Source organism: Priestia sp. 10L35 (assembly GCF_056395685.1).
Genome location: NZ_JBFTKA010000001.1, coordinates 847955 through 871526 on the forward strand (window position 1 = coordinate 847955; position 23572 = coordinate 871526).

A 23572-nucleotide genomic window follows, 5' to 3' on the forward strand; every position below is an offset into this window, starting at 1 on the left:
ATTTGCTCGCATGTGCGAGCTTTTTATAACAGATAGAAAAGGACAAACTTACATATAAATTGTTTAAATAATAAAAAAATTTTGCCAAATCAACATTTACCATATTATACTATAGCTAGTAACTCAATAAGCGAAGGTGAATATATGGAAAAGGAAAAAGTATTTCAACAGCTATTTTCAATGTCATTTACACCAATGCTCGTAATGAATATGGATGGAGATATTCAAATTTTAAATGAAGCGTGCTGCCACCTTTTTAAAACGACGGAAGAACGACTTCTTTCCTGTAATGTATTTGAAGAGCCAAATCGCTTTTTTATTGAAAAGCATGAAGTGGAACCGTTAAGAAAGCAAGAGGAAGAAGTTGTTTTACTTAAGAAAAAAGTAGATCAGCAGTTTCCGATGCACATCCATATTCAGCGCACGGAAGGGGATATTCCGCTCTTAGTTGTTCAGTGGAAAGAGTTTTCCTCAAGTATTGAAAAACAAGAGGAAGTCATTCGAAAAATGAAGCAATATAAGCAGTTTGTCCAGCAAAGTCAAGATGCATTTATTGTAACAAGAGAAGGCCGAATTCAATATTTGAATCCTGCTGGTGTTAAACTTCTTGGCGGCGAGAAAAAAGAAGAGTATATCGGGCGTCCTTGGCTTCATTTTATTCACCCCGAACATTTAGAAATCGTAAAAGAACGAATGGTTCAGCTGATGAATGGAATGTCCGTGAGGCCGCGTGTTGATGTGAAACTATTGACTAAAAAAGGAGTTGTCATTATTGAATCTTCGGCAACCAAAATTAAGTTTGAAGGACAGGATGCCATTCAGTATATTATTCGCGACGTAACGGATCGAAAAAAATATGATGAAATGGCAAGCAAATCTGAAAAGCTTACAATGGTGAGCAAGTTAGCGGCAGGAGTAGCACATGAAATTCGTAATCCAATGACGGCGATTAAAGGTTTTATTCAGCTGTTAAAAGCATCGAAACAGTACAACGAAGAATACAATGATATTATGCTTGAAGAATTGAATCGCGTCGAATCCATTATTCAAGAATTTTTAACGCTGGCCAAGCCTAAAATTGAAAATTCATACCACCCCAAAAGTCTCAATCAAATCATACGTCATGTGACATTACTATTAGATACACACGCCAATTATAAAAACTGTCGTATTATTAATGAGATTAGTGATGAGATTACAATCTTTTGTGAAGAAAATGCGCTTAAACAAGTTTTTATTAATTTAATTCAAAATGCGCTTGAGTCAATGAGCAAAGGTACAGTTAAAGTCACCGTTGAGAAAAGAAATGAATACGGCATGGTCATTATCGAGGATGAAGGCTGTGGAATTGATGAGCAATCTTTAGCTCGGCTAGGTGAACCATTTTATTCCACTAAACAAACAGGAACGGGGCTAGGGTTAATGATTAGCTACCGAATAATCGAACAGCATCAAGGGCATATTTCATTTGCGAGTAAAGTAGGAGTAGGAACAAAAGTAGAAATTGCTCTTCCGTACATTAAAGAACCAGTGAACATTTCATAGCGCTTGCTATTCGTTCACTGGTTTTTATTTGTTCGGAATAAAAACGAATGTTTTTTAAATATTTTATTTTAATGTTCGTGTATATTGTTGACTAAAGGATTTTTTTTTGATATATTATCAAATGGCTAGAAAATAACCGAATGATAATAAAAAAAGAAAATTCGGTCAATAACTTTTATCTTTTACCCAAAGAAAAAAGATGATGGGAGAATGTACAATGAACTCAAATTATGATGTTATTGTGGTAGGGGCAGGACCCGCTGGGATTTTTACTTGCTATGAGTTAACGTTAAAATTACCGGAAGCAACTATTTTATTAATCGATAAAGGACACGATATCTATCGACGTAATTGTCCGATTCTTCAGAAAAAAATTGAAAAATGTCCGCCTGCGGTTGGCAAAAAAGAGTTTGCTGGCTGTTTGCCCGCTTGTTCTATTACAAATGGTTTTGGTGGAGCCGGCGCATATTCAGACGGGAAATTTAATATCACCAGTGAATTTGGAGGTTGGATGACGGATTATCTATCTGAATCACAGGTGGTAGATTTAATTAAATATGTGGATGAAATTAATTTAAAACACGGAGCAACCGATACGATTACGGATCCGTTAACTGATAAAGTTCGTGAAATTGAAAAACGCGGATACGCAGCAGGATTAAAGCTATTGCGTGCCCAGGTGCGTCATTTAGGAACAGAGCAAAATTTAGAAATTTTAAAAAGCATTTATGAATACTTAAAAGAAAAAATTGATATGCAGTATAAAATGGAAGTAGCCGATTTAATAACAGAAAAAGAAGACGGTCAGCATATCGTGCGCGGTATCGAATTGAAGAATGGTGAAAGAATTACGGCTGATAAAGTGGTTGTTTCACCAGGTCGAGACGGCTCGAAGTGGATGAGCGACTTACTAAAAAAACGTCGTTTAAAAATGATTAACAATCAAGTGGACATCGGCGTTCGAGTCGAAACATCCAACGTTGTTATGGAAGAAATCAACAAGCACTTGTACGAAGGGAAATTCATTTACAATACGTCTGTAGGTACAAGAGTCAGAACGTTCTGCAGCAATCCTTCAGGACATGTGGTAGTAGAGAATCATTCAGGTATTATGTTAGCAAATGGACACGCATACAAAGATCCGAAGCTTGGAAGTCAAAATACGAACTTTGCGCTGCTTGTTTCCCATAAATTTTCGGATCCATTTGATCAGCCGAACGAATATGCGCACGAAGTATCAAGATTAGCTAATATGCTGTCAAACGGGGGCTTAGTTGTTCAAAAGTATGGAGATATTTTAAAGGGCCGTCGTTCAACAGCGACTCGAATTAAAGAAGGCTTTTTAGAACCAACGTTAAAAGAAGCTGTACCTGGTGACTTGGGCTTAGTGCTTCCTTATAATACGATGAAAAGCTTAATTGAAATGACAGAAGCACTGGATCATGTAACGCCTGGGTTAGCATCTGAACATACGCTATTTTACGGTGTGGAAGCGAAATTTTACTCCGCCCGTCCGAAGTTAAACGATAAGTTTGAAACTGAAATTTCTGGTTTATACGTGGGAGGAGACGGAGCTGGTATTACGCGAGGGCTCGCGCAGGCAAGTGCGTGCGGTGTGTGGGTAGCGCGTGACATTGTTGAAAAATTAAAGAATCGCAAAGCAAGTTCTGAACCTGTTACTGTATAAAAAAAGAGGCCGTCACGGCCCCTTTTTTTTATGTGTTAAATAACGAGAGCGACTAAGTAAAAAGTAAAGAACTTGTACCGCTCCAACTCCGATAGTTTTATATGATAATTACCCGCTCTTTTCTAAAAAGTATGACGGAATACATCCTTCTATCGTGAACAGAATTAAATACAATAAGGCGAATTGATAATGTCCATTTCTTTGCATCAATAAATTCAGTGAAATTTTAGGGAGGGTATATCAAGCAATACAAGGATAAAATCAACAGTTGAAAAGAGTTATTTTTTGATGAGTAAAATATTTATGAATGCAATAAAGTACACGGATGTTAGAATAATTATGCAAATTCATGAATGGAAGTTAATGAGAAGAAAGTTCACTTTGCAAACTATTTTTTGAATTAATTTTTTATCCATTAGATTGTAAGTCTTGTTAAATAAGTATTTATAGTTTATTGAAATATGATGTAAAAATTTTAAAATATAACAATTATCAACTTTTTATGATAAAATCATGCATTATCTTTGAATAAAAACTTGACAGAAACATATAAAATGAATTTTAATTAAAGTAACAATTATTATCATGCAAAAATATTAAAGAAAATTATTTGCTTAATCTCTTTTGTTTTATAAGAGAACGGGGGACCCATATTTGTGCGTAATGTACTTGGGGTGAATCTTGAATGAATCAAGTAGGGTAACTCACGTACCCGAATCCGACAGCTAACTCCGTAAGCATTCAGTGAGGGAATAACAGGTCTATGAAACCATGATATTCTCATGGTTTTTTGTATAGCTAAAAATATTCCTAAACTATTAATCTGAAAATTTTTAATATATTGTATATTTTGAGTGTTATCGTTCTCAATGCATGGTAAAATAAGTATAGTAGTTAGAATCATTCTAATATAATTTATTTACGGGAGGTAAATCTATGAAGCTATCGACAAAGATCATTATCGCGCTAATTGCTGGTGCTATTGTGGGAGTGTTAATTAACGCTTTTGCTCCAAGTGCTTTTGCTCCGCTGGACAAGTACTTGTTTACACCGCTTGGCCAAATTTTCTTAAGCTTAATTAAAATGCTTGTTGTACCAATTGTGTTTTTCTCTATCACGTTAGGTGTAGCAGGTTTAGGAGATCCTAAAAAACTAGGAAGAATCGGGGCTAAAACAGTTTCGTACTTCCTAGTGACAACAACCGTTGCTATTGTAATTGGTTTATTATTAGCATTTGTTATTAAACCAGGAACATTTGGATCTTTTGATACAAAAAACGCTTCTTTTGAAGCCGAAAAAGCACCGCCAGTTGGAGAAACATTCTTAAATATGATTCCAGTCAATCCAATTCAAGCGATGGCTGAAGGGAATATGCTTCAACTTATCGTTTTCTCTATCTTTATCGGTTTTGGTATAACGATGCTTGGAAGTAAAACAAAAGGGCTTTACAATTTACTTGAGCAAGGCAATGAATTGATGATGTACCTTGTGAATCTAGTGATGAAGTTTGCTCCTTACGGAACATTTGGGCTTCTTGCAACAGCAGTCGGAAGTCAAGGCTGGCAGGCAATTAAAGCGATGGGGCTGTACATGATTGTAGTCGTGCTCGCACTGTTTATCCATTCGATCGTAACATATGGGGGATCAGTCGCTCTTATGGCCAGACGTAACCCAATTGAATTCTTTAAAGGTTTTGCTCCTGCGATGACAGTTGGATTCAGTACATCAAGCAGTAACGCAACGCTTCCGATTTCAATGAATGTGGCTCAAAAAAATCTTCGTGTCCCGGAGTCCATCAGCAGTTTTGTTCAGCCGTTAGGTGCTACCATTAACATGGATGGAACGGCAATTATGCAAGGTGTAGCGACTATTTTTATTGCACAAGTATACGGCGTTGACCTGTCGCTGGGTGCTCTTGTGACGGTTGTATTGACAGCGGTGCTTGCTAGTATTGGTACAGCAGGTGTGCCTGGAGTTGGTCTCATTATGCTAGCAATGGTATTGAGTTCGGTTGGTCTGCCTGTAGCAGGTATCGGATTGATTATTGGAATTGATCGCTTGCTTGACATGCTTCGTACATCTGTAAATATTACGGGAGACGCTGCGTGTGCCGTTATTGTGGCTGAGTCAGAAGCAAAGCGTATCGATAAATCTGTAACGCAATCAGCTTAATAAGCGTAAAAGCTCTAGTTATATGCTAGGGCTTTTTTTATTGGCAAGAAACTCTTCGTTTCAGCATACAGTTTAATAAGAGTGTATGTTTGAAAGGAGAGTGCGGAAATGAATAAAACTCATGTAATAAAGCCGCTGCTCGACGACGACTACCCAGTTATTTCATATGGAAAAGGAATTTATTTGTACGACCAAGATGGAAAAAGGTACATAGATGCTTCGTCGGGGGCAGTTACAGCAAGTATTGGACACGGCGTAAAAGAAATTATTGATGCGATGACCGATCAGGCACAGAAAGTTGCGTTTGTATATCGGTCGCAGTTTACAAGTGATCCAACAGAAGCCTTAGCTAAGAAACTATGTGAATTAAGCAGCAATCATTTCCAGTGGAGCTTTTTTGTTAACAGCGGGACAGAAGCGACTGAAACGGCTATGAAAACGGCAATTCAGCATTTTCAAGAGCAAGGAAAGCCAACCAAAACAAAGGTTTTGTCACGCTGGATGAGCTATCACGGTATTACAATAGGAGCTCTGTCTATGTCAGGGCACGTTGGAAGACGAAAACGCTTCTCGTCTTTGCTTGAAGATTATCCTTCGGTTTCGCCTCCTTATTGCTATCGGTGTCCATTTCATCAAACCTATCCATCTTGTAATCTTGCTTGTGCACGCGAATTGGAAACAGTTATCAAACGAACCGGCCCTGAACATATTGCTGCTTTTATTACAGAGCCCATTGTAGGAGCAGCCGGAGCAGCGCTTACACCTCCTCCCGGTTATTATGAAGTGATAAGAGAAATTTGCGATAAATATGATGTGTTATGGATTGCGGATGAAGTCATGACTGGAGTTGGGCGTACAGGCGTGATGTTTGCGTATGAGCACTGGGGAGTTAAACCAGACATCATGACGCTTGGAAAAGGAGTGGGAGCAGGATATACACCAATAGCCGTTACGTTAGCTAGCAGCAAAACGATTGAACCTATCATGAACGGATCCAAATTAATTATGAGCGGACATACGCTAAGCGCTAATCCGCTGTCATCCGCTGTAGGGATAGCTGTTTTAACCTATATTGAAAAGCATGATCTTGTTCAAGAAGCAGCGCTGAAAGGAGACTATTTAGTAGGGGAATTGAAGAAGCTTCAACTTCTTTACCCTATCATTGGTGATATACGTGGCAAAGGCTTACTAGTTGGTCTTGAGCTTGTGCAAAACCCAAAGACGAAGGAGCCTTTTTCATCTTCGGAAAATATGACGGCACGCGTAATAAGTAAAGCCCAAAAAAATGGTCTGCTCCTTTATCCTTCACAAGCAGGAACAGACGGAGTAGAAGGAGACGGCATTATTATTGCGCCACCATTTACGATTACTCATCGTCAGCTTGATGAAGCGGTCGATCTGCTTTCGAAAACATTGCATGAAGTGCAAAATGAAAAACAGAGAAATGAGGTGAAATGAGTGACAAAGGTCGAAAACTCATTTCAAAAGATCACAACTGTGGAACAAGCGATTGAATACGTGGATCATGCGGCTACGCTGATGATAGGAGGATTTGGAGGAGTAGGCAGCCCGCCTTCTCTCATTGATGCTCTGATTGAAAGCGGAAAATCAAATTTTACATTGATATGTAATGATTCAGGCTTTCCTCATATTGGTGCGGGAAAATTGGTAAGCCAAGGAAGAATTCAAAAGCTGATTGCTTCTCATATTGGATCGAATCCAGTGGCTGGGACGCTCATGACAGAAGAAAAGCTGGAAGTTGAGTTTTCTCCTCAAGGAACGCTTGCTGAACGGATTCGAGCGGGAGGAGTTGGACTCGGAGGAGTACTGATTGATGTAGGAATAGAAAATGACATTATTCAATTTGGAAAAGAAAAAGTGGAAGTAGACGGCAAGACATTTTTAGTGGAAAAGCCGCTCACAGCCGACGTTGCTTTTGTGTATGCAAAAAAAGCAGATCCATTCGGCAACTTGCTTTATGATAAAAGCGCTCGAAACACTAATCCGTTAATGGCAATGGCAGGTCGTATAACTATCGCTGAAGTGGATGAAATTGTTCCTCTTGGGGACATTGACCCAGAGAACGTGATGACGTCAGGTGTATTTGTGGATTATATTGTCCCTTCAAAAGGAGTGAATTGGAAATGGGTTTGGGAATAGATATTCGTCATCGTATTGCAAAACGTGCTGCGGCTGAAATTCAAAACGGCATGATTGTTAATTTAGGGATTGGCATTCCTTCTCTTATTCCTAATTATGTGCCAAGCGCTGTTCATGTGATGTTTCATGCTGAAAATGGAATTTTAGGGTTAGGATCTTCCCCTCCTTTAGGTGAAGAAGATGAGAATGTTTGCAATGCAGCAGGCTATCCAACAACTACCGTTCAAGGGGCTTCATACTGTGACAGTGCTACAGCCTTCGCGATGATTCGAAAAGGATACGTCGATATGACCATTCTTGGTGCGTTGGAAGTGAGTGAAAAAGGGGATTTAGCTAATTGGATTGTGCCAGGTAAGCGAGTTCCTGGGATGGGAGGAGCGATGGAATTAGCTCAAAAAGCGAAAAAAGTCATTGTGCTAATGAATCATACGAGCAAGACAGGAGAACCGAAGCTGGTTAAGACGTGCTCTTTACCTCTGACTGCTTCGGGCTGCGTGGGATTAGTTATTACAGATCGGGCGGTTTTTAAAGTAGAAAAAGATGCGCTTCTTCTAACAGAGTTAATGTCTCCTTATACTGTAGAGGATATTTTGAGTTCAACAGAAGCGACAGTTCGCCTGAGTGATCAATTGATTACGATACCATAAGGAGGACCCTTACATGAACATACAGCAATCTATTCATAACTGGATGACAGAGCATCGTCAAAGTGCAGTGCGTTTACTCAAGCGTTTCGTAGAAGAAGCAAGCGTACAAGGTTCTGAAAAGCATGCGCAGGCAATTGTTATTGAACGCCTTCGACAGCTGCAGTTAGATATTGATATATGGGAACCGGACGAAAAAATACTTCGCAGCCATGAAGCTTTTGCCTCCAACCGTTCTACTTTTCGAGACAGTCCGAATGTGGTAGGCGTGTTAAAAGGGAAAGGCGGAGGGAAATCCATTATTTTGAATGGGCACATTGATGTAGTGCCACCCGGAGATCTTTCACAGTGGACGGAAGACCCTTATACGGCTGTTGTAAAAGATGGAAACTTATATGGACGCGGAGCAACGGATATGAAAGGAGGAAATGTGTCGTTACTCTTAGCTATTCAAGCGTTGAAAGAGCTAGATATTTCACTAAAAGGAGATGTTATTTTTCAAAGCGTAGTAGAAGAGGAAAGCGGAGGGGCAGGAACACTTTCCTGTGTACTTAGAGGGTATAAAGCAGATGGTGCCATCATTCCAGAACCAACCAACATGAAGATCTTCCCTAAACAGCAAGGCTCCATGTGGTTTCGAGTCACCGTGCATGGAGTAGCAGCACATGGAGGGACTCGGTATGAAGGCGTGAGTGCGATTGAAAAAGCAGCTGTGGTGCTTAAACATATTGAGGGTCTTGAAAAAGAGAGAAACAGCCGAATTACGGATCCGCTCTATAATAAAATCCCCATTCCCGTGCCGATTAATATCGGAAATATACAAGGCGGAACGTGGCCTTCTTCAGTCGCTGATCAAGTAATATTAGAAGGCAGGATAGGAGTTGCTCCGCATGAAAAAATGAAAAATGTCAGAGCAGAAATGAAATCCTGGCTTGAACTTTTGGCTCAGCGTGATGAGTGGTTTGCTGAGCACCCTGTCGACTTGGAATGGTTTGGGGCCCACTGGCTTCCCGGTGAAATTGAATTGGAGCATCCGCTTATGACCTCTCTTTCGTCCTCTTTTTATCAAGTGAAACAGAATCAGCCGATCATTGAAGCATCTCCTTGGGGAACGGACGGAGGGATACTGTCACAAGTAGGAGATATTCCAACAGTTGTTTTTGGACCGGGAGTAACAGAAGTGGCCCACTTTCCGAATGAGTATATTTGTATTCAAACGATGCTTGACGCAGCGGAAATTATTGCTCTCACTGTAGCAGACTGGTGCAGTATTGCGGACTAAGCTAAAAAGGGAGAGGATACAAACAAATGGGGAAACAAGAAAATATTTGTCAGCCAACCTTTGCTATGACTCTTTTTTTAGATGAATATAACAAGCGTCTGAGAATAGATGATTACCGGGGAAATGTGAACGATATTTACAGCTATATATATAAAGAAATTGATAAGAAAACGTACGAAAAGTGGATTATAAAAGCACGTGCTGAACATCTGTTGGACTGGATAAGCTTGGGATTTTCTTTAGAAGCAACTGTTCCCTACTATTTTAACGGAAGCGAAGCGTATCTTTTATGCTACTATACGTCTCAATCCCGCCGAGACAGCGGGGAGACGTTAAAAGAAACAGAGCTGCTTCAAGATGTGTTGAATTTGCCGACATCTGATTATTCTTCTTTATCGAATCAACTGATCATGCGCCAAGCCATTTCATCTGACGCTAAACAACTTTCTCAGCTCTACCGTCAAATCTTCACAGTGTATCCTACTCCCCTCTACGAAGAAGAGTATCTCTCTAATTTGCTTCAAGAAGATAGCTTGTTTTATATCATAGTTGACAAGAACGATATTGTTAGCGCTGCTTCTGCTGAAATTGACTATGTCTATCACAATGCTGAACTAACGGATTGTGCGACTCTCCCTGCTTACCGAAAGTATGGATTCATGAAGCATTTATTAAACGCACTAGAGGCGGAGCTAAAACAGCGGCATATTTTTTGTGCATACACAATAGCGAGAGCGCTTTCATTCGGGATGAACGCCGCCTTTCAGCAGCTTGGCTATACCTATACGGGAAGGTTAACGAATAATTGTTACATTTATAAATCGTTAGAAGATATGAACGTATGGGTGAAGGATCTGTCAAAAAGTAAAGGGTGAGAAATAATTAACCAATTTATGGGCTGTAACATATAACAATAGTAAATCTTCATAAAGGAGCGATTGTATGTTATATGATTTATATAAGCCGTCCCGACACTGGAAAGATATTGAGTTATGGAAAGATGTTCCTGAAGAAAAATGGAATGACTGGATTTGGCAATTAACAAACACAATTCGAACGTTAGATGATTTAAAAAAGGTTATTAACTTAACTCCTGAAGAAGAAGAAGGAGTACGCATTTCAACCAAAACCATTCCGCTCAATATTACGCCTTACTATGCATCTTTAATGAATCCAGATGATCCTCGCTGCCCCGTCCGTATGCAGTCTGTTCCGGTTGGCAAAGAACTTCATAAAACAAAATATGATCTAGAAGATCCCCTAGATGAAGACGAAGATTCTCCAGTGCCAGGGTTGACTCATCGCTATCCTGATCGCGTTTTGTTCTTAGTCACCAATCAATGTTCCATGTACTGCAGGTACTGTACTCGAAGAAGGTTTTCAGGACAAATCGGAATGGGCGTTCCAAAAAAGCAGTTAGATGCTGCGATTGCTTATATCGCCAAAACACCTGAAGTACGAGATGTACTCATTTCAGGCGGTGATGGCTTGCTGATTAATGACAACATTTTAGAATATATTTTGAAGAATTTACGAGCTATTCCCCATGTGGAAATTATTCGGATTGGCACAAGAGCACCCGTTGTGTTTCCACAGCGAATAACAGAAAATTTATGTACCATTTTAAGGAAATATCATCCAGTATGGTTAAATACTCACTTTAATACATCCATTGAAATTACGGAAGAGACAAAAAAAGCATGTGAAATGCTTGTCGATGCAGGCGTTCCAGTTGGCAATCAAGCGGTTATTTTAGCTGGGATTAATGACAGCGTAGCTATCATGAAAAAGCTTATGCACGATTTAGTGAAAATACGCGTTCGTCCTTACTATATTTATCAATGTGATTTGTCAGAAGGAATTGGGCATTTCCGCGCACCTGTTTCCAAAGGGCTTGAAATTATGGAAGGGCTGCGAGGTCATACGTCTGGCTATGCTGTTCCAACGTTTGTTATTGATGCGCCAGGAGGAGGAGGAAAGATTGCAGTTCAGCCAAACTATATTATTAGTCAAAGCGCAAGTAAAGTTGTTCTGCGAAACTTTGAAGGAGTGATTACGACGTATCCGGAGCCAGAAAGCTATGTGCCTGGGCGTGCAGATGATTATTTTCGAGCTGTTTATCCATCATCGGATGCTAAAGATTCTTCCATCGGCATCTCGGGTCTTATGAATGATGCTCAATTCAACCTTGTACCGGAAGGGTTAGGGAGAGTAAAAAGACGTAAAACATATGAAAGTGACAGTGCTCACGAAAGTCTAAAAGATAAACGTGAAAAAAGAGATGAATTAAAAGATAAAAAGTTTAAAGCTCAGTTGAAAAAAGACGTTAAAAGCGACGATGCTCCATCATCTTAAGGAGGTCCTGTAATATGACTGTTCAATGCGCATGGTGCGAAGAAGAAAAAGCGGTAGAAACAACCAATACCGCATACTGGGAATTGCCAGATGGAACGAGAAGTATTGAAATTACTCATATGCCATGTATCAGCTGTTCAGGTTGCGGGATGTCATATCAAGAAGAAGAGATCATAGAAGAAGTGGAAACACAGCTGCTTCTTGTCGATACAAAAAAACTTGATGAATCCATTCGGTATGATGAGCTATTAAAAGTGCCAAGATTATTAAAGCGCAACTACTTTAAATTCTAAAAAGCCGCCCCTTATTTTGTAAGGGGCGGCTTTGCTTATTGATAAGCCTTTGTTCCAGCAGTGCGCAGGCTGTAGGCGTGTTTTAAAGCCACTGTGACAGGACGGAAAGTTGGAAGTTCGACTTCGTCTATTTTCGAAACGGGCAAGAGACCAACAGACGTGCTCGTAATAAAAACTTCATCAGCGTCTTTTAAAAAGGAAGGAGTCATATTTTGTTCGCGGATTTGAATGGCTTGTTCCTGCGCACATTCCAGCACGTTAGCGCGCGTAATACCGGATAGAATTTTTCTTGTGGCAGGAGTCGTGAACAAGACGTTGTCTTTTATCGCAAATACATTGCTGCTCGACCCTTCGGTTATGTATCCGTCTTTTACTAAAATAGCTTCTTTACATCCTTTAGAAGCCGCAGCTTGTTTGGCCAGAAGGTTAGGAAGTAGGTTCAATGATTTGATATAGCAATTAGCCCATCGTTCGTCTTCCAAAAGAAGCGTGGAAATGCCTTTTTCATAGGCTTCTTCAGGTGTTTGGCGAGGGTGACGTATTGTGAGTGCTAATTGTGCAGGTACATCGGGAAATAAATGATTTCGAGGAGCAATCCCGCGCGTAACTTGAATATAAATATCAGCGTCTTTTAACGTTGATTTTTCCATTGCTTGATGAATGATGTCCTTTAGCTCTTGTCTTGAAACCGGCAGCTCGATAAAGATTGCCTTTGCACTTCTTTCTAAGCGGTCTAAGTGACGTTCAATTGAAAACGGAACTCCTTTGTATACGCGAATAAATTCATAAACACCGTCTCCAAATTGGTGACCGCGTTCATCAATTGGAATAACAGCCTCATTAATATCTCTAAACTCTCCAGCATAATATGCTAATTCCATCTTGAAAAACTCCCTTCCTTCAGATATTAAAACGTTAACATAAAATTCAGCAAAATGAAATTATTTACTTGGTTTCTTCGAAGAAAATGAAAAAAGTCATACTCCTTTAGGAGTATGACTTTTATGAAAACGTACGTTTGAATGCTAATGAAAATTTCTGAATGGCTTTTTTAGGTGTAACAAACTGAACGATGAGCTTAGTACCTGTGATGAACCAATCGACAATACGGCTGCCGAGAAGCATCGTTACTAAAATGGACAGGGCAATTAAGACGATAATCCCCCATGACGTTGGCTCTAGACTTTTTGAGAAGTCAGTTGTAAAGAACCATTTTAAAATGAAGCCGTGCAATAAATACACGTATAGGGATCGCTGTCCAATGCTTGTTAAAGCAAAACCGCGCGTTGGAATTAAAGCCATAAAGGCAAAAGATACAAGAAAAGCAATTCCATAGTGAGAAACGCGCATTAAAAATTCGGCCACATTGTCGTACGTGTTCGTTCCATACAGCATATCTGTGTAAGCCGTGTCGTCTAAGAAAGAATAGCTTCCGATTAATGTCACTAGTAATACGATGGATGCAATGATTCGATTTCGCGCTGTCAAAAGATTTGTAAAAGGCTCTTGTCGCTGTGACAAATAGTAGCCTAAAAGGAAAAACGGGAAGAAGACAAACATTCGGCTAATGCTTAGAATTTTATCAAATCCGTCAATATCAATGAAGCCCATTGCAAGTCCAAGCGAAATAGAGACAGTTAAGCTAATCCACATCGGGAATTTCGCAAAGAAAGGAAGCATTAATTTCCAAAAAATTAAGCTCAGTAGAAACCACATTGCCCATCTAGGAACCAAATATTGAAGCGTGTACGTTTCATCTGTATAAAGCACACTATAATATAGGGTATAGATAGTTTGGAAAGCTAAGTAAGGAAGAGCCACCTTTGTAAATATTTTTTTGTAATAGCCTTTTTTATGAAAATTTTTTGAGAAATAACCTGCTAATAAAATAAAGACAGGCATATGGAAAATAAAGATAAAGTGATAAATGGACAGCATTCCGCTGCTATCTGTTCGGTACGGAGAAATCATGTGTCCAAATACAACCAAAAAAATTAATACAAATTTAGCATTATCAAAGTAAGCATTTCGAGTATTCATAGTATTATTTTTCCTCAACATATGCTGATGTAAACCTCCCACCAACAAGATTTATTTAAATGGCGATTATTGTTAGAATAACCTTTCACTACGGAATTAAAACATGAATTCTTCTTTTTTGCAATTACATAAAGGTTTGAGAAACCTGTCGAATCAATGCTTTTGTTATAAAAACGATGTGTTTTTGTTACAAATGTCTTTTTGAAAAAAGAAAAATATTGATATAACAATATTTATTCGTTACGCTAATAGTGAAATTTGTTTTGCAACTGTAACATGAATTTAATATTTTTTGTCCAGTAAACCACTTATATTGCAGTGTTCGACATCTACATATCACAGAAGAAAGTTGTAGATTTCTTGAAAAAATGATAGAAAAGATACACATACCGCTGGAGGGGGAGTACGATGAAATCCTTTTATCACTATATAATGAAATTCCGATCAAATAAAAAACATGATCGAATGGGAGAGTTTGCGCGAAGTGCTTATGATGATCACAGCTTCCCGAAATCTTCAACAGATTATGACGAACTGAGTTCTTATTTAGAGCTCAACGGACATTATTTATCAAGTATGACCGTATTTGATGAAGCATGGGAGCTTTATCAAAATAATGCGTGAGGAATAAAAAAGCAGGCTGATGGATATCCATCAGCCTGCTTTTTTATTTTCTTTAGCTCATGCAATAAGCAGGGGTAAAAATGATAGAGGGCAATAGATAATAAAGGCTTGGTTCTAAAGATGTTATACTTCCCCTTTTTTAGTTACTGCATATAATATTGTAACTTTTCAGTAGGTGTATGTTTACTAAGGAGGTGCGACGATGGCAGGGAAGAAAAAACCTAAATACGGAATTGGTGAAACAGTCGTTGTAACAATATACGGGACCGTTGGCACTATTACCGATATAAAAGTGATGGATGGGATTTTTGTATACGAAATCAACCATAGTGAAGGTCTTTTTTTAGAAGATACAATTGAGCTTCTAGAAGAATATGAAGGTCAAATATTAGTACAGGAAAGAGTAGAGCTTGAATATAAATTTTTCTTCGGCGATATCGTCCAGGTTTTTAATTATGGAAAAGAGTTATTTAAAATCATTGGTATTCGAACAGAAATATGGCGTTATAAAGAGGATTCATGGGAAGATATTGTCTATGAATTGTCACGTATAACAGATGGAGAATGGCTTGAGGCTAGTGAAGAAGAACTCATTCTCGTAACTCCTCATGAGGAAACAGAAAATTACGCTCAAAGTGTTGATATGTTGTATTTAGGTAAAGAAATTAAAAAGACGGAGTTGCTACCAAAGATGAAAAAACAAAACGGTTCTGAAAAAGAAGAAGTGAGGTTAACTAAAGAAAAGCATGAGATTATAAACGGTCTTTTAGATGTGTACAATGATTATAAATTTTTGTATGAGCTTTTTGAAGATGAAGAATACGCTGAAGTCATGAACTTAGTGCTGAAACATTTAAAAAAGATAGCAAAATCCGAACAAGGAAAATAGCAGGTAGATGCCTAATAAATAAAAGATAGCCGAGATAGATCATTACATCTCTCTTAGCTATCTTTTATTGTGTATACGGCGATGGTAATGAAAAAAGAATGGGTATAATTACCTTTCTATTTAAACTGCTGAAATTTTAGACATACTATTGCCGAATTGTTCATAAATGTGTATAAGGTAAAACTTCAAGCAGAAGATGGAGTGAACCTATTTTTAAGAAAAATAAGGTACGCTAATCCGTTCAAACGGGATAAGGAGTGATATTGTGAAAGAAATCGAAGTGGTCATTGATACGGAAGAAATTGCGGAGTTCTTTTACAATGAACTAGTCAAGCGAGGCTATGTTCCCGCTGAAGAAGAGCTAGGCGAATTAGCGGATATAACTTTTGATTATCTCATTGATAAATGCATTATTGATGAGCAAGATGAAGAATAAAAAGATAGATACATCTGTAACGACGGGGAAACTCGTCGTTTTGTTTATGAGACAGCGGCTATGAAAAAGGGTTAGCAGCTTTAATAGCAGATTGCACTTTTATATGATGCTGAAGAGGAATTTTTTTAACGGAAGAAGCGGGAATAGACTCAAGGAGAGAAAATATGCTTTCTTCTTCAAACCACTCATCTTTTCTTAAAAAAAGGTGTACGCGGTCTCCCCAGCTCATATTTAACGTCGGGCTATACAGCTTTTTGGAATGAGTTCGATTTTTTGTAAATATATCTGAATTATAATCGCTTCGAGACCCTGTGTGGGGGTGTTTAAGGCTAAATGTATAGATAGAATCATGCAAGTTTGAATAAAAAAGAAGAACGTATAAAGTTTTTCCCACTTCAATCCGTTTTAAGACAGACTCGAAATGATACACTTTTGTGCCACTTAAATCAATGTTATTACCTGAATAATAGGGAAAGACGATTTGAGTCATACCGAGAAAGTTTTGAGTGTGAAACTGCCAAGAGTGAAGAACATCCCGCTGAAACTCTTTTTTAAAGAGAACATTTTTTTCGATATGATACTGTTCGTTCACAATCAGAGCTATTGATAAGAGCGTTTTGTTTCTATGCTGCCAAAAGTCATTCCAAACAGTTTTCATAAAAGAAGATATGTGAAAAGCGGAGAGTAAATGAAACAGATTGCTGTTTTGCTCTTTGCTTTTTTCATAGAGTAACAGCTGAGCGTAAGCATCATGAAAAATGGCGGAATTGGAATGTTCTAAAAACAAGAAGTACGCGTGCTGTTTTTCTGGAGAAAGCAGGGATTTTATTAAGGTAGTGGAGAGATCTGTCATGTAATAGCCGCCGTTCCGTGAAACCAAGTGTGCTAAAAAAGCCCAGTGAATTTCGGGATGTTTTTGATAATAGTCTAAATAAGCTTGGGTACGTGTAACATTGTTTTGATTAGCTTTTTTTACTTTTTTTCGAATCTCTTTAATCAATTTTACGTCTTCTCCGATAAAAGATAGCGGGAGGGTAGCAGGAGGTTTGAGCTGCATCATCTGCTGCAGGCGAAGAACATCCTCCAATCTAATGAGGGGATTTGTATTAGTAGAAGTCATGTTAAGCCTCCTTTGAAACGTTTAACTATATAAAAAAAGGGTAAGGGACTTTTTGAAACCTTTATAACATTTCGTACGTATAAAGGGTAACAAATGTTAAGAAAAGAGGTTTTCTTTATGTTCAGAAAAATTTTTGAATCATTAACTGGATCTAAACATCGACGCTACAGCAGCAGCGATCGACACTATCGACGTCCTCGTCACTACAGCAGCAGTGATCATCATTACAGACGTCCTCGTCACCATAGCAGTAGTAGCGATTATAGGCGAAGCAAATATTATGACAGCCACAGTCATTCAAAATATGGACACCACCACTATAAGCGTAAGCGTAAAAGCGGAAGTTTCTTCTCAAGCTTTTTCTCAAGTTGATTTATGATGAAAAATCGAATGTTCAAATATCTTCATCGCTGGCTAGTTGACCGCCCTTTTAAAAAAGGAAAAGTCATTTGCGGGCGCTATGAAATCATAGATGTACTGGGAATGGGAAGCTATGGTATAACATATGTTGCTAACGACATTGTGCAACAAAAAAAGGTAGTCGTAAAGCAGCTCCGTAAAACGAAGCAGTGCACGTCCCAGGGGCTGAAGTCTTATCATTATGAAGCAAAATTGCTGTCTCAATTAAATCACCCTCAAATTCCTTCACTGTATGAAGCTATCGAAACAGCTGAAGGCTGTTTCTTAGTGATGGAGTTGATTCAAGGGAAAACGTTTGAAGATTTAATTTTTGAAGAGAAGTGCGTGTATACGGAAGAACAAGCGCTTAACATTTTACTTAATATTCTAGACGTAGTTTCTGCTATTCATGAGCAAGGAATCGTTCACCGTGATCTTCGTATTCCAAATATTATTGATGTTAACGGAACCATCTATGTTATTGACTTTGGTCTTGCTAGATTTTTAGGAGACCATGAAGAAACAAGCACCCTTATAGAAGAACAGCAGTTTATGAGACAAACATCTGCTGCAAGCGATATCTATGCACTTGGTCATTTTCTTTTATTTTTATTATACTCTGGCTATGAGCCGACGGAAAAACAAGAAAGAAGCTGGGAACAAGAGTTACATTTGTCGGCGCCTATTAAGACAATCATTCAAAAAATGCTGAGAGCAGATGAATCGTATGAAAGCATTAAAAGTTTACAAAAAGATATTTATGACTATATAAATAGTAAGAACTCAGGGAGGGGAAAGTATGGCGCTATTTAATAAAGCGTTAGCCCGCATTGGAATTGGTGCAGCGCGAGTGGACGCTAAGCTTGTCAATGATGAATTTCGTGCTGGTGAAAAGATTGAAGGAATTGTTGAAGTGTACGGAGGCAATGTTGAGCAGAAAATTGACAGCATCTATCTGCGTCTATTCACAACTTATGTAAAAGAAAGGGACGATAAAAAATACAAGCAGGATATTGAGCTTAATACGTTTAAGATTAACGACCCGTTCACGATTCAACCATCTGAAACGAAGTCTATTCCTTTTACCTTTCAGCTGCCTGATGATACGCCTGTTACATTAGGGAGAACCCGGGTTTGGGTGGCGACGAGCCTTGATATTAAAGACGCCGTTGATCCGTCAGATATTGATCATGTAAAAGTGCTTCCTAACCTTATGGTAACAAGCACAATTGAAGCTATGGAACAGCTTGGCTTTCGCTTGCGCCAAGTCGAGTGCGAAGAAGCCCCTCGCCGGATGAGAAAAAGACTTCCTTTTGTTCAAGAATTTGAATTTGTTCCAAGTGGTGGAGTGTACGCTGGGAAAGTAGATGAAATTGAAATCATCGTACAGCCGAGCGGCTTACATGACTACGATTTATTTATAGAAGTAGATCGACGTGCCAGAGGGTTTGGCGGCTTTCTATCTGAAATGCTGGATGCAGATGAGTCGCTCGTTCATGTTCATGTTTCTGAAAAAGAAATTCCTCAGTTAAAAAATATATTAACCAGTATTATTTCACGCTATAGCTAACGTGCATAGCTCTCCTTTATTTTTCGTATATTAAAGACAGTAAAAAGAAAGGAGAGAGGTATATGCCGCAATCAAAGCAAACGAAAAAAATAAATGCAAAAGAGGAGTTTTCGGCTGAATTTGTCGTTCATCAAGCTCCTAAGCCAGAAGACTATATTCAGCCAAAACGTGTGAATAAGTAAAGCATGTAGAACACTACATGCTTTTTCTTTTAATAGGTTGGAGGAAATAAAAAATGGTAAACCGCACTACAAAATATTCTCTATTTATTGTATCGCTTTTAGCTTTCTTTTTACTGATTTTATTTACATTTAATACACCTTGGGTGAAACAGCTTGACTTTAATGTGCTTCATACCATTGAAGGATGGAGGACGGACACGTTAACACCCATCATCATATTTATAACAACCGTAGGATCTTGGTATGTTACTGCGCCAATATGGTTTGCAATTATAGTATTTCTTCTTTATAAACGAAAAGGATTGCTCGTTTTATATATCACGCTCGTTTTTTGGGGAGTTCGCGCTTTAAATTGGGGATTGAAGGAGATTTTTGCAAGACCAAGACCTGATTGGAGTCAAGTCGTTCCCGCCTCTCACTATAGTTTTCCGAGCGGACATGCCATGAACTCAATGGCGTTTTACAGCGGAGTACTTTTGTTAATATGGATGTATACAAGAAGCAGGGCTATCAAAACGGCAGCTGCATGCGTAATTGCTATTGTTATTTTATTAATTGGATTTAGCCGTTTGTATTTAGGCGTACACTTTTTAACGGATATACTAGCAGGATATTGTTTAGGACTTGCTTGGTCCTTAGGGGTCTACCTCCTTTCTAAGCACCTATATAACCAAAAATAGGAGCAATGGTTACATTTTTTTCGTTAATATTTCATTTTGTTTAAGTAGGCCTATTGATTCATCCATTCAAAAACAACTAATGATAAAATGGGAAACAAATATTTTATGTACATGTTTAATAAGAAAAAACTAGTAATTTCGACAAAAAACGTTTTGATTCGATAAAGGATTTTCGGATTTTATCACTAATTATATAAGAATACATGACGTAAAAGAGTAAATACTTGCTTTTGGGTGGAGGGAAGAATGTTGAGTGTGTGGACCACAATAAAAAAACAATTTAATATTAGCACAGAATATGATGTAACCATTATGCAAACAGAAGAAAAAGGCGAAAAGCGCGGATATAAGCCTGTCCATCGTCTAACGATTACAGCATTCGATCATCAAGACGCAGCAACACAAGTATTTCAGATGTTTAATATTGCTGATAATTTGCCAAAAGATTGTGATGCGAGGTTTATCAGCACAGGCGATATTTTGTTAATTGATGAAGGTACTCGAGGAAAGTATTACTACAAGCTATGGACAGACGGCTGGCAAAAAGTGAACCGCCTACACGTACGCTAAACATAAGGTAAAAGCGACCTACCTGGCCGCTTTTTATTTATATGTTGACCCTTAGTAATCACGAGTATGATGGCCAGGGCCATTTTTTCGGTTTGTTGCTGAATATTCATCTCCATGGGCTTCATGTTCTGCTATAATTGCTTCTTTTGGAATATGATTATTCTTTTTAGGCGAATTAATTCGATTGCGATGTTTTTTTCCCATACATATCACCTCAGCTAACGTTAGTAAATCCCTTGCGCTATTAGCGTACCCTTATATAAAAAGACATACTACGCCATTTTTTGGGCCGTATGTCTTTTTATTTTTGACGCATAATGTTAGAAGTAAATAGACAAGCAAGGGATACAATATGGTATAGTGAAAGCGTAAGATTTTTTACATATAGGAGGTACGAAATGAGCGTACATATTGGGGCAAAACAAGGTGATATTGCAGAAACGATTTTACTTCCAGGTGATCCACTTCGTGCAAAATACATTGCAGAAACATTTTTAGAAGATGTAACTTGCTATAACGAAGTGCGCGGTATGCTTGGATTTACAGGAACATATAAAGGAAAACGCGTTTCTGTTCAAGGAACAGGAATGGGTGTACCATCAATTGCTATTTATGTAAATGAACTAATGAATGAATATGGTGTCCAAAATCTAATTCGCGTTGGTACATGCGGAGCAATTCAAAAAGATGTAAAAGTACGTGACGTTATCTTAGCCATGTCTTCGTCAAGTGATTCACAAATGAACCGCGTTAAATTTGGTCCTATCGACTATGCACCGACAGCTAACTTTGATTTATTAAAGCGCGCTTACGATGCAGGTGTTGAAAAAGGCCTTCAGTTAAAAGTAGGAAGTGTATTTACATCTGATCAATTTTACAATGAAGACGGCCAGCTAGAAAAATTGGCAGCTCACGGCGTATTGGCAGTTGAAATGGAAACAACGGCTTTGTATACGCTAGCTGCTAAATACGGCCGTAATGCTTTATCGGTTTTAACAGTAAGTGATCACATTTTCACTGGTGAAGAAACGACGTCAGAAGAGCGTCAAACGACGTTTAACGATATGATTGTTGTTGCGCTTGAAGCAGCAATTAATGAATGAACATAAAGTCGTTTATTTGCTGAATGGCAGCGAAAAGCTGCGACGTAACAAATAAAAAGACGAGAAGCAATCAAGCTTCTCGTCTTTTTATTTGTGAAAATTAATTGTTTCCAAACGGGAAATTGTATGGTACGATTTGATACGTTAAAAACGGCTTTGATTTTCGTGAAAGTCGAAAATCGTATAAAAATTCATAAGAGGTGATAAACCATCATGATGGCAAGTATTAAACAGCAGTGGTTTTCAAACGTTCGAGCAGATATTTTGTCTGGGATGACAGTTGCTCTTGCGCTTATTCCAGAGGCCCTTGCTTTTTCCATTATCGCCGGTGTCGATCCCATGGTTGGCTTGTATGCATCTTTTTGTATGGCAATTGTGATTGCTTTTACAGGCGGAAGACCAGCTATGATTTCAGCTGCAACAGGAGCAATGTCTTTATTAATGATTAATTTAGTCAAAGATCACGGCATTGAGTATTTATTTGCAGCTACTGTTTTAACCGGAATTATTCAAATTTTACTTGGTGTTTTGAAAGTAGGAAGGTTTTTATCATTTCTTCCTCAAACAGTTATGATTGGATTTGTAAATGCGCTAGGTATTTTAATTTTCACAGCACAGCTTCCGCATTTTCAAGGAGCAAATTGGATGATGTACGCAATGGTAGCCGGAACGCTGCTCATCGTCTATTTGTTTCCGCTCATGACCAAAGCCATACCATCTCCGCTTGTTGCCATTGTCTTGATGACGATTGTAGCGATTGTCTTTCATTTAGATTTAAAAACGGTAGGAGATATGGGGAATATTACGCGTTCGCTGCCGGTTCTTCACTTTCCAAAGGTTGATTTATCAGTGGAGACACTGCTTATCATTTTACCTTATTCGCTTCCTTTAGCGATTGTAGGCCTACTTGAATCTATGCTAACGGCAACGGTACTGGACGAAATTACAGATACGCCTTCGAATAAAAATAAGGAAGCGCGCGGTCAAGGCATCGCTAATATTGTAACAGGTTTCTTCGGAGGAATGGCTGGCTGTGCCATGATTGGACAATCTATGATTAATGTAAAATCAGGGGGACGTGGAAGGTTATCTACCTTAGTCGCCGGAGTCTTTTTATTGTTCTTAATTATGGTGCTTGGCGATGTTGTTAAACAAATTCCAATGGCTGCTCTTGTAGGCGTTATGTTTATGGTAGCTGCTGGTACATTTGATTGGCAGTCCCTTAAAGACTTAACGAAATATCCGCTATCGGATGCTGTTGTAATGGTTGTTACGGTGGTTATCGTATTGTTTACACATAACTTAGCATTAGGAGTAATGGTAGGTATTGTTTTAAGCACCATTGTATTTGGCTGGAAGATGGCTAAAATCAAAACAACTTCACAAACAGAAGGCAATATGAAGCAATACAGGGTTTCAGGGCAATTATTTTTTGCCACGATCAGCTTCTTCATGGATGAATTTCAGTATGAAACAGACCCGGATGCCATCATTATTGATTTTAGTTCTTCTCATATATGGGATCAATCGGCCGTGATCGGCATCTCAAAAATTATCGATAAGTACGAGCGATTGAATAAAAAGGTTATTGTAAAAGGACTAAATGAAGATAGTAAAAAAATCGTAAGGCAAATTGGCATAACGTCGCTGTCGAACAAATAAAAGGTGTGCAGTAGCACACCTTTATTACTTGTTTCGTTTTAGTAGCTGTATGAGCCAGGTGGAAAAAGAAGTTGTAGATGGAGGTACGGATGTCTGTTTTAACAAAATAGCATAGGCTTTGCGCCGATATTGGTAATCAAGCATGCATATCTACTCCTT

24 protein-coding genes and 1 riboswitch are annotated in these 23572 nt (G+C 38.5%); of the genes, 20 read left to right on the forward strand and 4 right to left on the reverse strand.

The genetic code is table 11. The features are described 5' to 3' along the window. The first annotated feature begins 144 nt into the window (after nt 1-144). The 10 genes from AC1DEF_RS04315 to AC1DEF_RS04360 all read left to right on the forward strand — a co-directional run bounded on the left by AC1DEF_RS04315 (nt 145) and on the right by AC1DEF_RS04360 (nt 12138). Entirely contained in the window at nt 145-1545 is a 1401-nt protein-coding gene (locus AC1DEF_RS04315) for an ATP-binding protein (RefSeq protein ID WP_013058734.1), read from the forward strand. 217 nt (nt 1546-1762) lie between these two features. Further along, nucleotides 1763-3232, forward strand: coding sequence for an NAD(P)/FAD-dependent oxidoreductase (locus tag AC1DEF_RS04320; protein WP_097824466.1), 1470 nt, complete (start codon nt 1763-1765; stop codon nt 3230-3232). Nucleotides 3233-3833: 601 nt separating this feature from the next. Beyond that, nucleotides 3834-3988, forward strand: a riboswitch (cyclic di-AMP (ydaO/yuaA leader). A gap of 180 nt (nt 3989-4168) precedes the next feature. Next, nucleotides 4169-5404 (forward strand): dicarboxylate/amino acid:cation symporter, encoded by a 1236-nt coding sequence (locus AC1DEF_RS04325; protein ID WP_097824465.1) that lies wholly within the window; start codon nt 4169-4171, stop codon nt 5402-5404. A 108-nt stretch (nt 5405-5512) separates the two neighbouring features. After that, on the forward strand, nt 5513-6862 hold the full coding sequence (locus tag AC1DEF_RS04330; protein ID WP_043976613.1) for an aspartate aminotransferase family protein: 1350 nt from the start codon (nt 5513-5515) through the stop codon (nt 6860-6862). Continuing rightward, entirely contained in the window at nt 6863-7564 is a 702-nt protein-coding gene (locus AC1DEF_RS04335; protein ID WP_097824464.1) for a CoA transferase subunit A, read from the forward strand. It abuts the gene before it with no gap. Beyond that, nucleotides 7549-8211, forward strand: a complete 663-nt coding sequence (locus AC1DEF_RS04340; RefSeq protein WP_043976615.1) for a 3-oxoacid CoA-transferase subunit B — start codon at nt 7549-7551, stop codon at nt 8209-8211. The genes AC1DEF_RS04335 and AC1DEF_RS04340 overlap by 16 nt, the downstream gene beginning before the upstream one ends. Before the next feature lie 13 nt (nt 8212-8224). Then, complete coding sequence (locus AC1DEF_RS04345) at nt 8225-9490, forward strand: peptidase (RefSeq protein ID WP_097824463.1); 1266 nt, start codon at nt 8225-8227, stop codon at nt 9488-9490. Between the two features lie 26 nt (nt 9491-9516). Continuing rightward, nucleotides 9517-10365, forward strand: coding sequence for a putative beta-lysine N-acetyltransferase (gene ablB, locus AC1DEF_RS04350; RefSeq protein ID WP_097824462.1), 849 nt, complete (start codon nt 9517-9519; stop codon nt 10363-10365). A 67-nt stretch (nt 10366-10432) separates the two neighbouring features. Next, the gene (kamA, locus tag AC1DEF_RS04355) at nt 10433-11845 is read left to right on the forward strand and encodes a lysine 2,3-aminomutase (protein WP_097824461.1); all 1413 of its coding nucleotides are present in this window, start codon (nt 10433-10435) and stop codon (nt 11843-11845) included. A gap of 14 nt (nt 11846-11859) precedes the next feature. Continuing rightward, complete coding sequence (locus AC1DEF_RS04360; protein WP_013058725.1) at nt 11860-12138, forward strand: YokU family protein; 279 nt, start codon at nt 11860-11862, stop codon at nt 12136-12138. Between the two features lie 35 nt (nt 12139-12173). Here AC1DEF_RS04360 and dat read toward each other — a convergent pair whose 3' ends face one another. Beyond that, nucleotides 12174-13019, reverse strand: coding sequence for a D-amino-acid transaminase (gene dat / locus AC1DEF_RS04365; protein ID WP_013084681.1), 846 nt, complete (start codon nt 13017-13019; stop codon nt 12174-12176). Between the two features lie 121 nt (nt 13020-13140). Continuing rightward, on the reverse strand, nt 13141-14178 hold the full coding sequence (locus tag AC1DEF_RS04370) for an acyltransferase family protein (protein WP_013058723.1): 1038 nt from the start codon (nt 14176-14178) through the stop codon (nt 13141-13143). A 408-nt stretch (nt 14179-14586) separates the two neighbouring features. Between AC1DEF_RS04370 and AC1DEF_RS04375 the strand changes: the two genes are divergently transcribed. From AC1DEF_RS04375 to AC1DEF_RS04385, 3 genes are all read left to right on the forward strand, one after another. Then, complete coding sequence (locus tag AC1DEF_RS04375; protein WP_013058722.1) at nt 14587-14802, forward strand: YozE family protein; 216 nt, start codon at nt 14587-14589, stop codon at nt 14800-14802. 202 nt (nt 14803-15004) lie between these two features. After that, the gene (locus AC1DEF_RS04380) at nt 15005-15691 is read left to right on the forward strand and encodes a hypothetical protein (RefSeq protein WP_097824460.1); all 687 of its coding nucleotides are present in this window, start codon (nt 15005-15007) and stop codon (nt 15689-15691) included. Nucleotides 15692-15956: 265 nt separating this feature from the next. Continuing rightward, on the forward strand, nt 15957-16127 hold the full coding sequence (locus tag AC1DEF_RS04385; protein WP_013058720.1) for a YozD family protein: 171 nt from the start codon (nt 15957-15959) through the stop codon (nt 16125-16127). A 58-nt stretch (nt 16128-16185) separates the two neighbouring features. On the opposite strand, the gene AC1DEF_RS04390 is transcribed toward AC1DEF_RS04385, so the two are convergent. Further along, nucleotides 16186-17247: a DUF2515 family protein gene (locus tag AC1DEF_RS04390; protein ID WP_097824459.1), complete on the reverse strand. Its 1062-nt coding sequence runs from the start codon at nt 17245-17247 to the stop codon at nt 16186-16188. Between the two features lie 117 nt (nt 17248-17364). Between AC1DEF_RS04390 and AC1DEF_RS04395 the strand changes: the two genes are divergently transcribed. From AC1DEF_RS04395 to AC1DEF_RS04415, 5 genes are all read left to right on the forward strand, one after another. Further along, nucleotides 17365-17619, forward strand: a complete 255-nt coding sequence (locus AC1DEF_RS04395; RefSeq protein ID WP_097824458.1) for a hypothetical protein — start codon at nt 17365-17367, stop codon at nt 17617-17619. A gap of 3 nt (nt 17620-17622) precedes the next feature. Then, the gene (locus AC1DEF_RS04400; RefSeq protein ID WP_097824457.1) at nt 17623-18459 is read left to right on the forward strand and encodes a serine/threonine protein kinase; all 837 of its coding nucleotides are present in this window, start codon (nt 17623-17625) and stop codon (nt 18457-18459) included. Then, nucleotides 18446-19216, forward strand: a complete 771-nt coding sequence (locus AC1DEF_RS04405) for a sporulation protein (RefSeq protein ID WP_043976625.1) — start codon at nt 18446-18448, stop codon at nt 19214-19216. Before AC1DEF_RS04400 ends, AC1DEF_RS04405 begins: the two co-directional genes overlap by 14 nt. A gap of 235 nt (nt 19217-19451) precedes the next feature. After that, nucleotides 19452-20078 carry a phosphatase PAP2 family protein gene (locus AC1DEF_RS04410; RefSeq protein ID WP_097824456.1) on the forward strand — a complete coding sequence of 209 codons (627 nt, stop codon included), beginning with the start codon at nt 19452-19454 and terminating at the stop codon, nt 20076-20078. 246 nt (nt 20079-20324) lie between these two features. Next, a complete protein-coding gene (locus tag AC1DEF_RS04415) occupies nt 20325-20648 on the forward strand; it encodes a hypothetical protein (protein ID WP_013058713.1) in 324 nt (107 codons plus the stop codon). A gap of 51 nt (nt 20649-20699) precedes the next feature. Here AC1DEF_RS04415 and AC1DEF_RS04420 read toward each other — a convergent pair whose 3' ends face one another. Then, a complete protein-coding gene (locus AC1DEF_RS04420) occupies nt 20700-20852 on the reverse strand; it encodes a hypothetical protein (protein ID WP_013058712.1) in 153 nt (50 codons plus the stop codon). Between the two features lie 194 nt (nt 20853-21046). Between AC1DEF_RS04420 and deoD the strand changes: the two genes are divergently transcribed. Further along, nucleotides 21047-21751, forward strand: a complete 705-nt coding sequence (gene deoD, locus AC1DEF_RS04425) for a purine-nucleoside phosphorylase (protein ID WP_013058711.1) — start codon at nt 21047-21049, stop codon at nt 21749-21751. A gap of 213 nt (nt 21752-21964) precedes the next feature. Continuing rightward, the gene (locus AC1DEF_RS04430) at nt 21965-23413 is read left to right on the forward strand and encodes a SulP family inorganic anion transporter (RefSeq protein WP_097824455.1); all 1449 of its coding nucleotides are present in this window, start codon (nt 21965-21967) and stop codon (nt 23411-23413) included. Nucleotides 23414-23572: the final 159 nt, after the last annotated feature.

Bases quoted from the DNA above. Each gene is read 5' to 3' on its own strand.
- AC1DEF_RS04360 (WP_013058725.1), top strand. From the start codon at position 11,860: ATGACTGTTCAATGCGCATGGTGCGAAGAAGAAAAAGCGGTAGAAACA.
- deoD (WP_013058711.1), top strand. From the start codon at position 21,047: ATGAGCGTACATATTGGGGCAAAACAAGGTGATATTGCAGAAACGATT.
- AC1DEF_RS04320 (WP_097824466.1), top strand. From the start codon at position 1,763: ATGAACTCAAATTATGATGTTATTGTGGTAGGGGCAGGACCCGCTGGG.
- AC1DEF_RS04375 (WP_013058722.1), top strand. From the start codon at position 14,587: ATGAAATCCTTTTATCACTATATAATGAAATTCCGATCAAATAAAAAA.
- AC1DEF_RS04340 (WP_043976615.1), top strand. From the start codon at position 7,549: ATGGGTTTGGGAATAGATATTCGTCATCGTATTGCAAAACGTGCTGCG.
- AC1DEF_RS04430 (WP_097824455.1), top strand. From the start codon at position 21,965: ATGATGGCAAGTATTAAACAGCAGTGGTTTTCAAACGTTCGAGCAGAT.
- AC1DEF_RS04315 (WP_013058734.1), top strand. From the start codon at position 145: ATGGAAAAGGAAAAAGTATTTCAACAGCTATTTTCAATGTCATTTACA.
- AC1DEF_RS04380 (WP_097824460.1), top strand. From the start codon at position 15,005: ATGGCAGGGAAGAAAAAACCTAAATACGGAATTGGTGAAACAGTCGTT.
- AC1DEF_RS04370 (WP_013058723.1), bottom strand. From the start codon at position 14,178: ATGAATACTCGAAATGCTTACTTTGATAATGCTAAATTTGTATTAATT.
- AC1DEF_RS04330 (WP_043976613.1), top strand. From the start codon at position 5,513: ATGAATAAAACTCATGTAATAAAGCCGCTGCTCGACGACGACTACCCA.
- AC1DEF_RS04415 (WP_013058713.1), top strand. From the start codon at position 20,325: ATGTTGAGTGTGTGGACCACAATAAAAAAACAATTTAATATTAGCACA.
- ablB (WP_097824462.1), top strand. From the start codon at position 9,517: ATGGGGAAACAAGAAAATATTTGTCAGCCAACCTTTGCTATGACTCTT.
- AC1DEF_RS04420 (WP_013058712.1), bottom strand. From the start codon at position 20,852: ATGGGAAAAAAACATCGCAATCGAATTAATTCGCCTAAAAAGAATAAT.
- AC1DEF_RS04405 (WP_043976625.1), top strand. From the start codon at position 18,446: ATGGCGCTATTTAATAAAGCGTTAGCCCGCATTGGAATTGGTGCAGCG.
- AC1DEF_RS04395 (WP_097824458.1), top strand. From the start codon at position 17,365: ATGTTCAGAAAAATTTTTGAATCATTAACTGGATCTAAACATCGACGC.
- AC1DEF_RS04410 (WP_097824456.1), top strand. From the start codon at position 19,452: ATGGTAAACCGCACTACAAAATATTCTCTATTTATTGTATCGCTTTTA.
- kamA (WP_097824461.1), top strand. From the start codon at position 10,433: ATGTTATATGATTTATATAAGCCGTCCCGACACTGGAAAGATATTGAG.
- AC1DEF_RS04345 (WP_097824463.1), top strand. From the start codon at position 8,225: ATGAACATACAGCAATCTATTCATAACTGGATGACAGAGCATCGTCAA.
- AC1DEF_RS04390 (WP_097824459.1), bottom strand. From the start codon at position 17,247: ATGACTTCTACTAATACAAATCCCCTCATTAGATTGGAGGATGTTCTT.
- AC1DEF_RS04325 (WP_097824465.1), top strand. From the start codon at position 4,169: ATGAAGCTATCGACAAAGATCATTATCGCGCTAATTGCTGGTGCTATT.
- dat (WP_013084681.1), bottom strand. From the start codon at position 13,019: ATGGAATTAGCATATTATGCTGGAGAGTTTAGAGATATTAATGAGGCT.
- AC1DEF_RS04400 (WP_097824457.1), top strand. From the start codon at position 17,623: ATGATGAAAAATCGAATGTTCAAATATCTTCATCGCTGGCTAGTTGAC.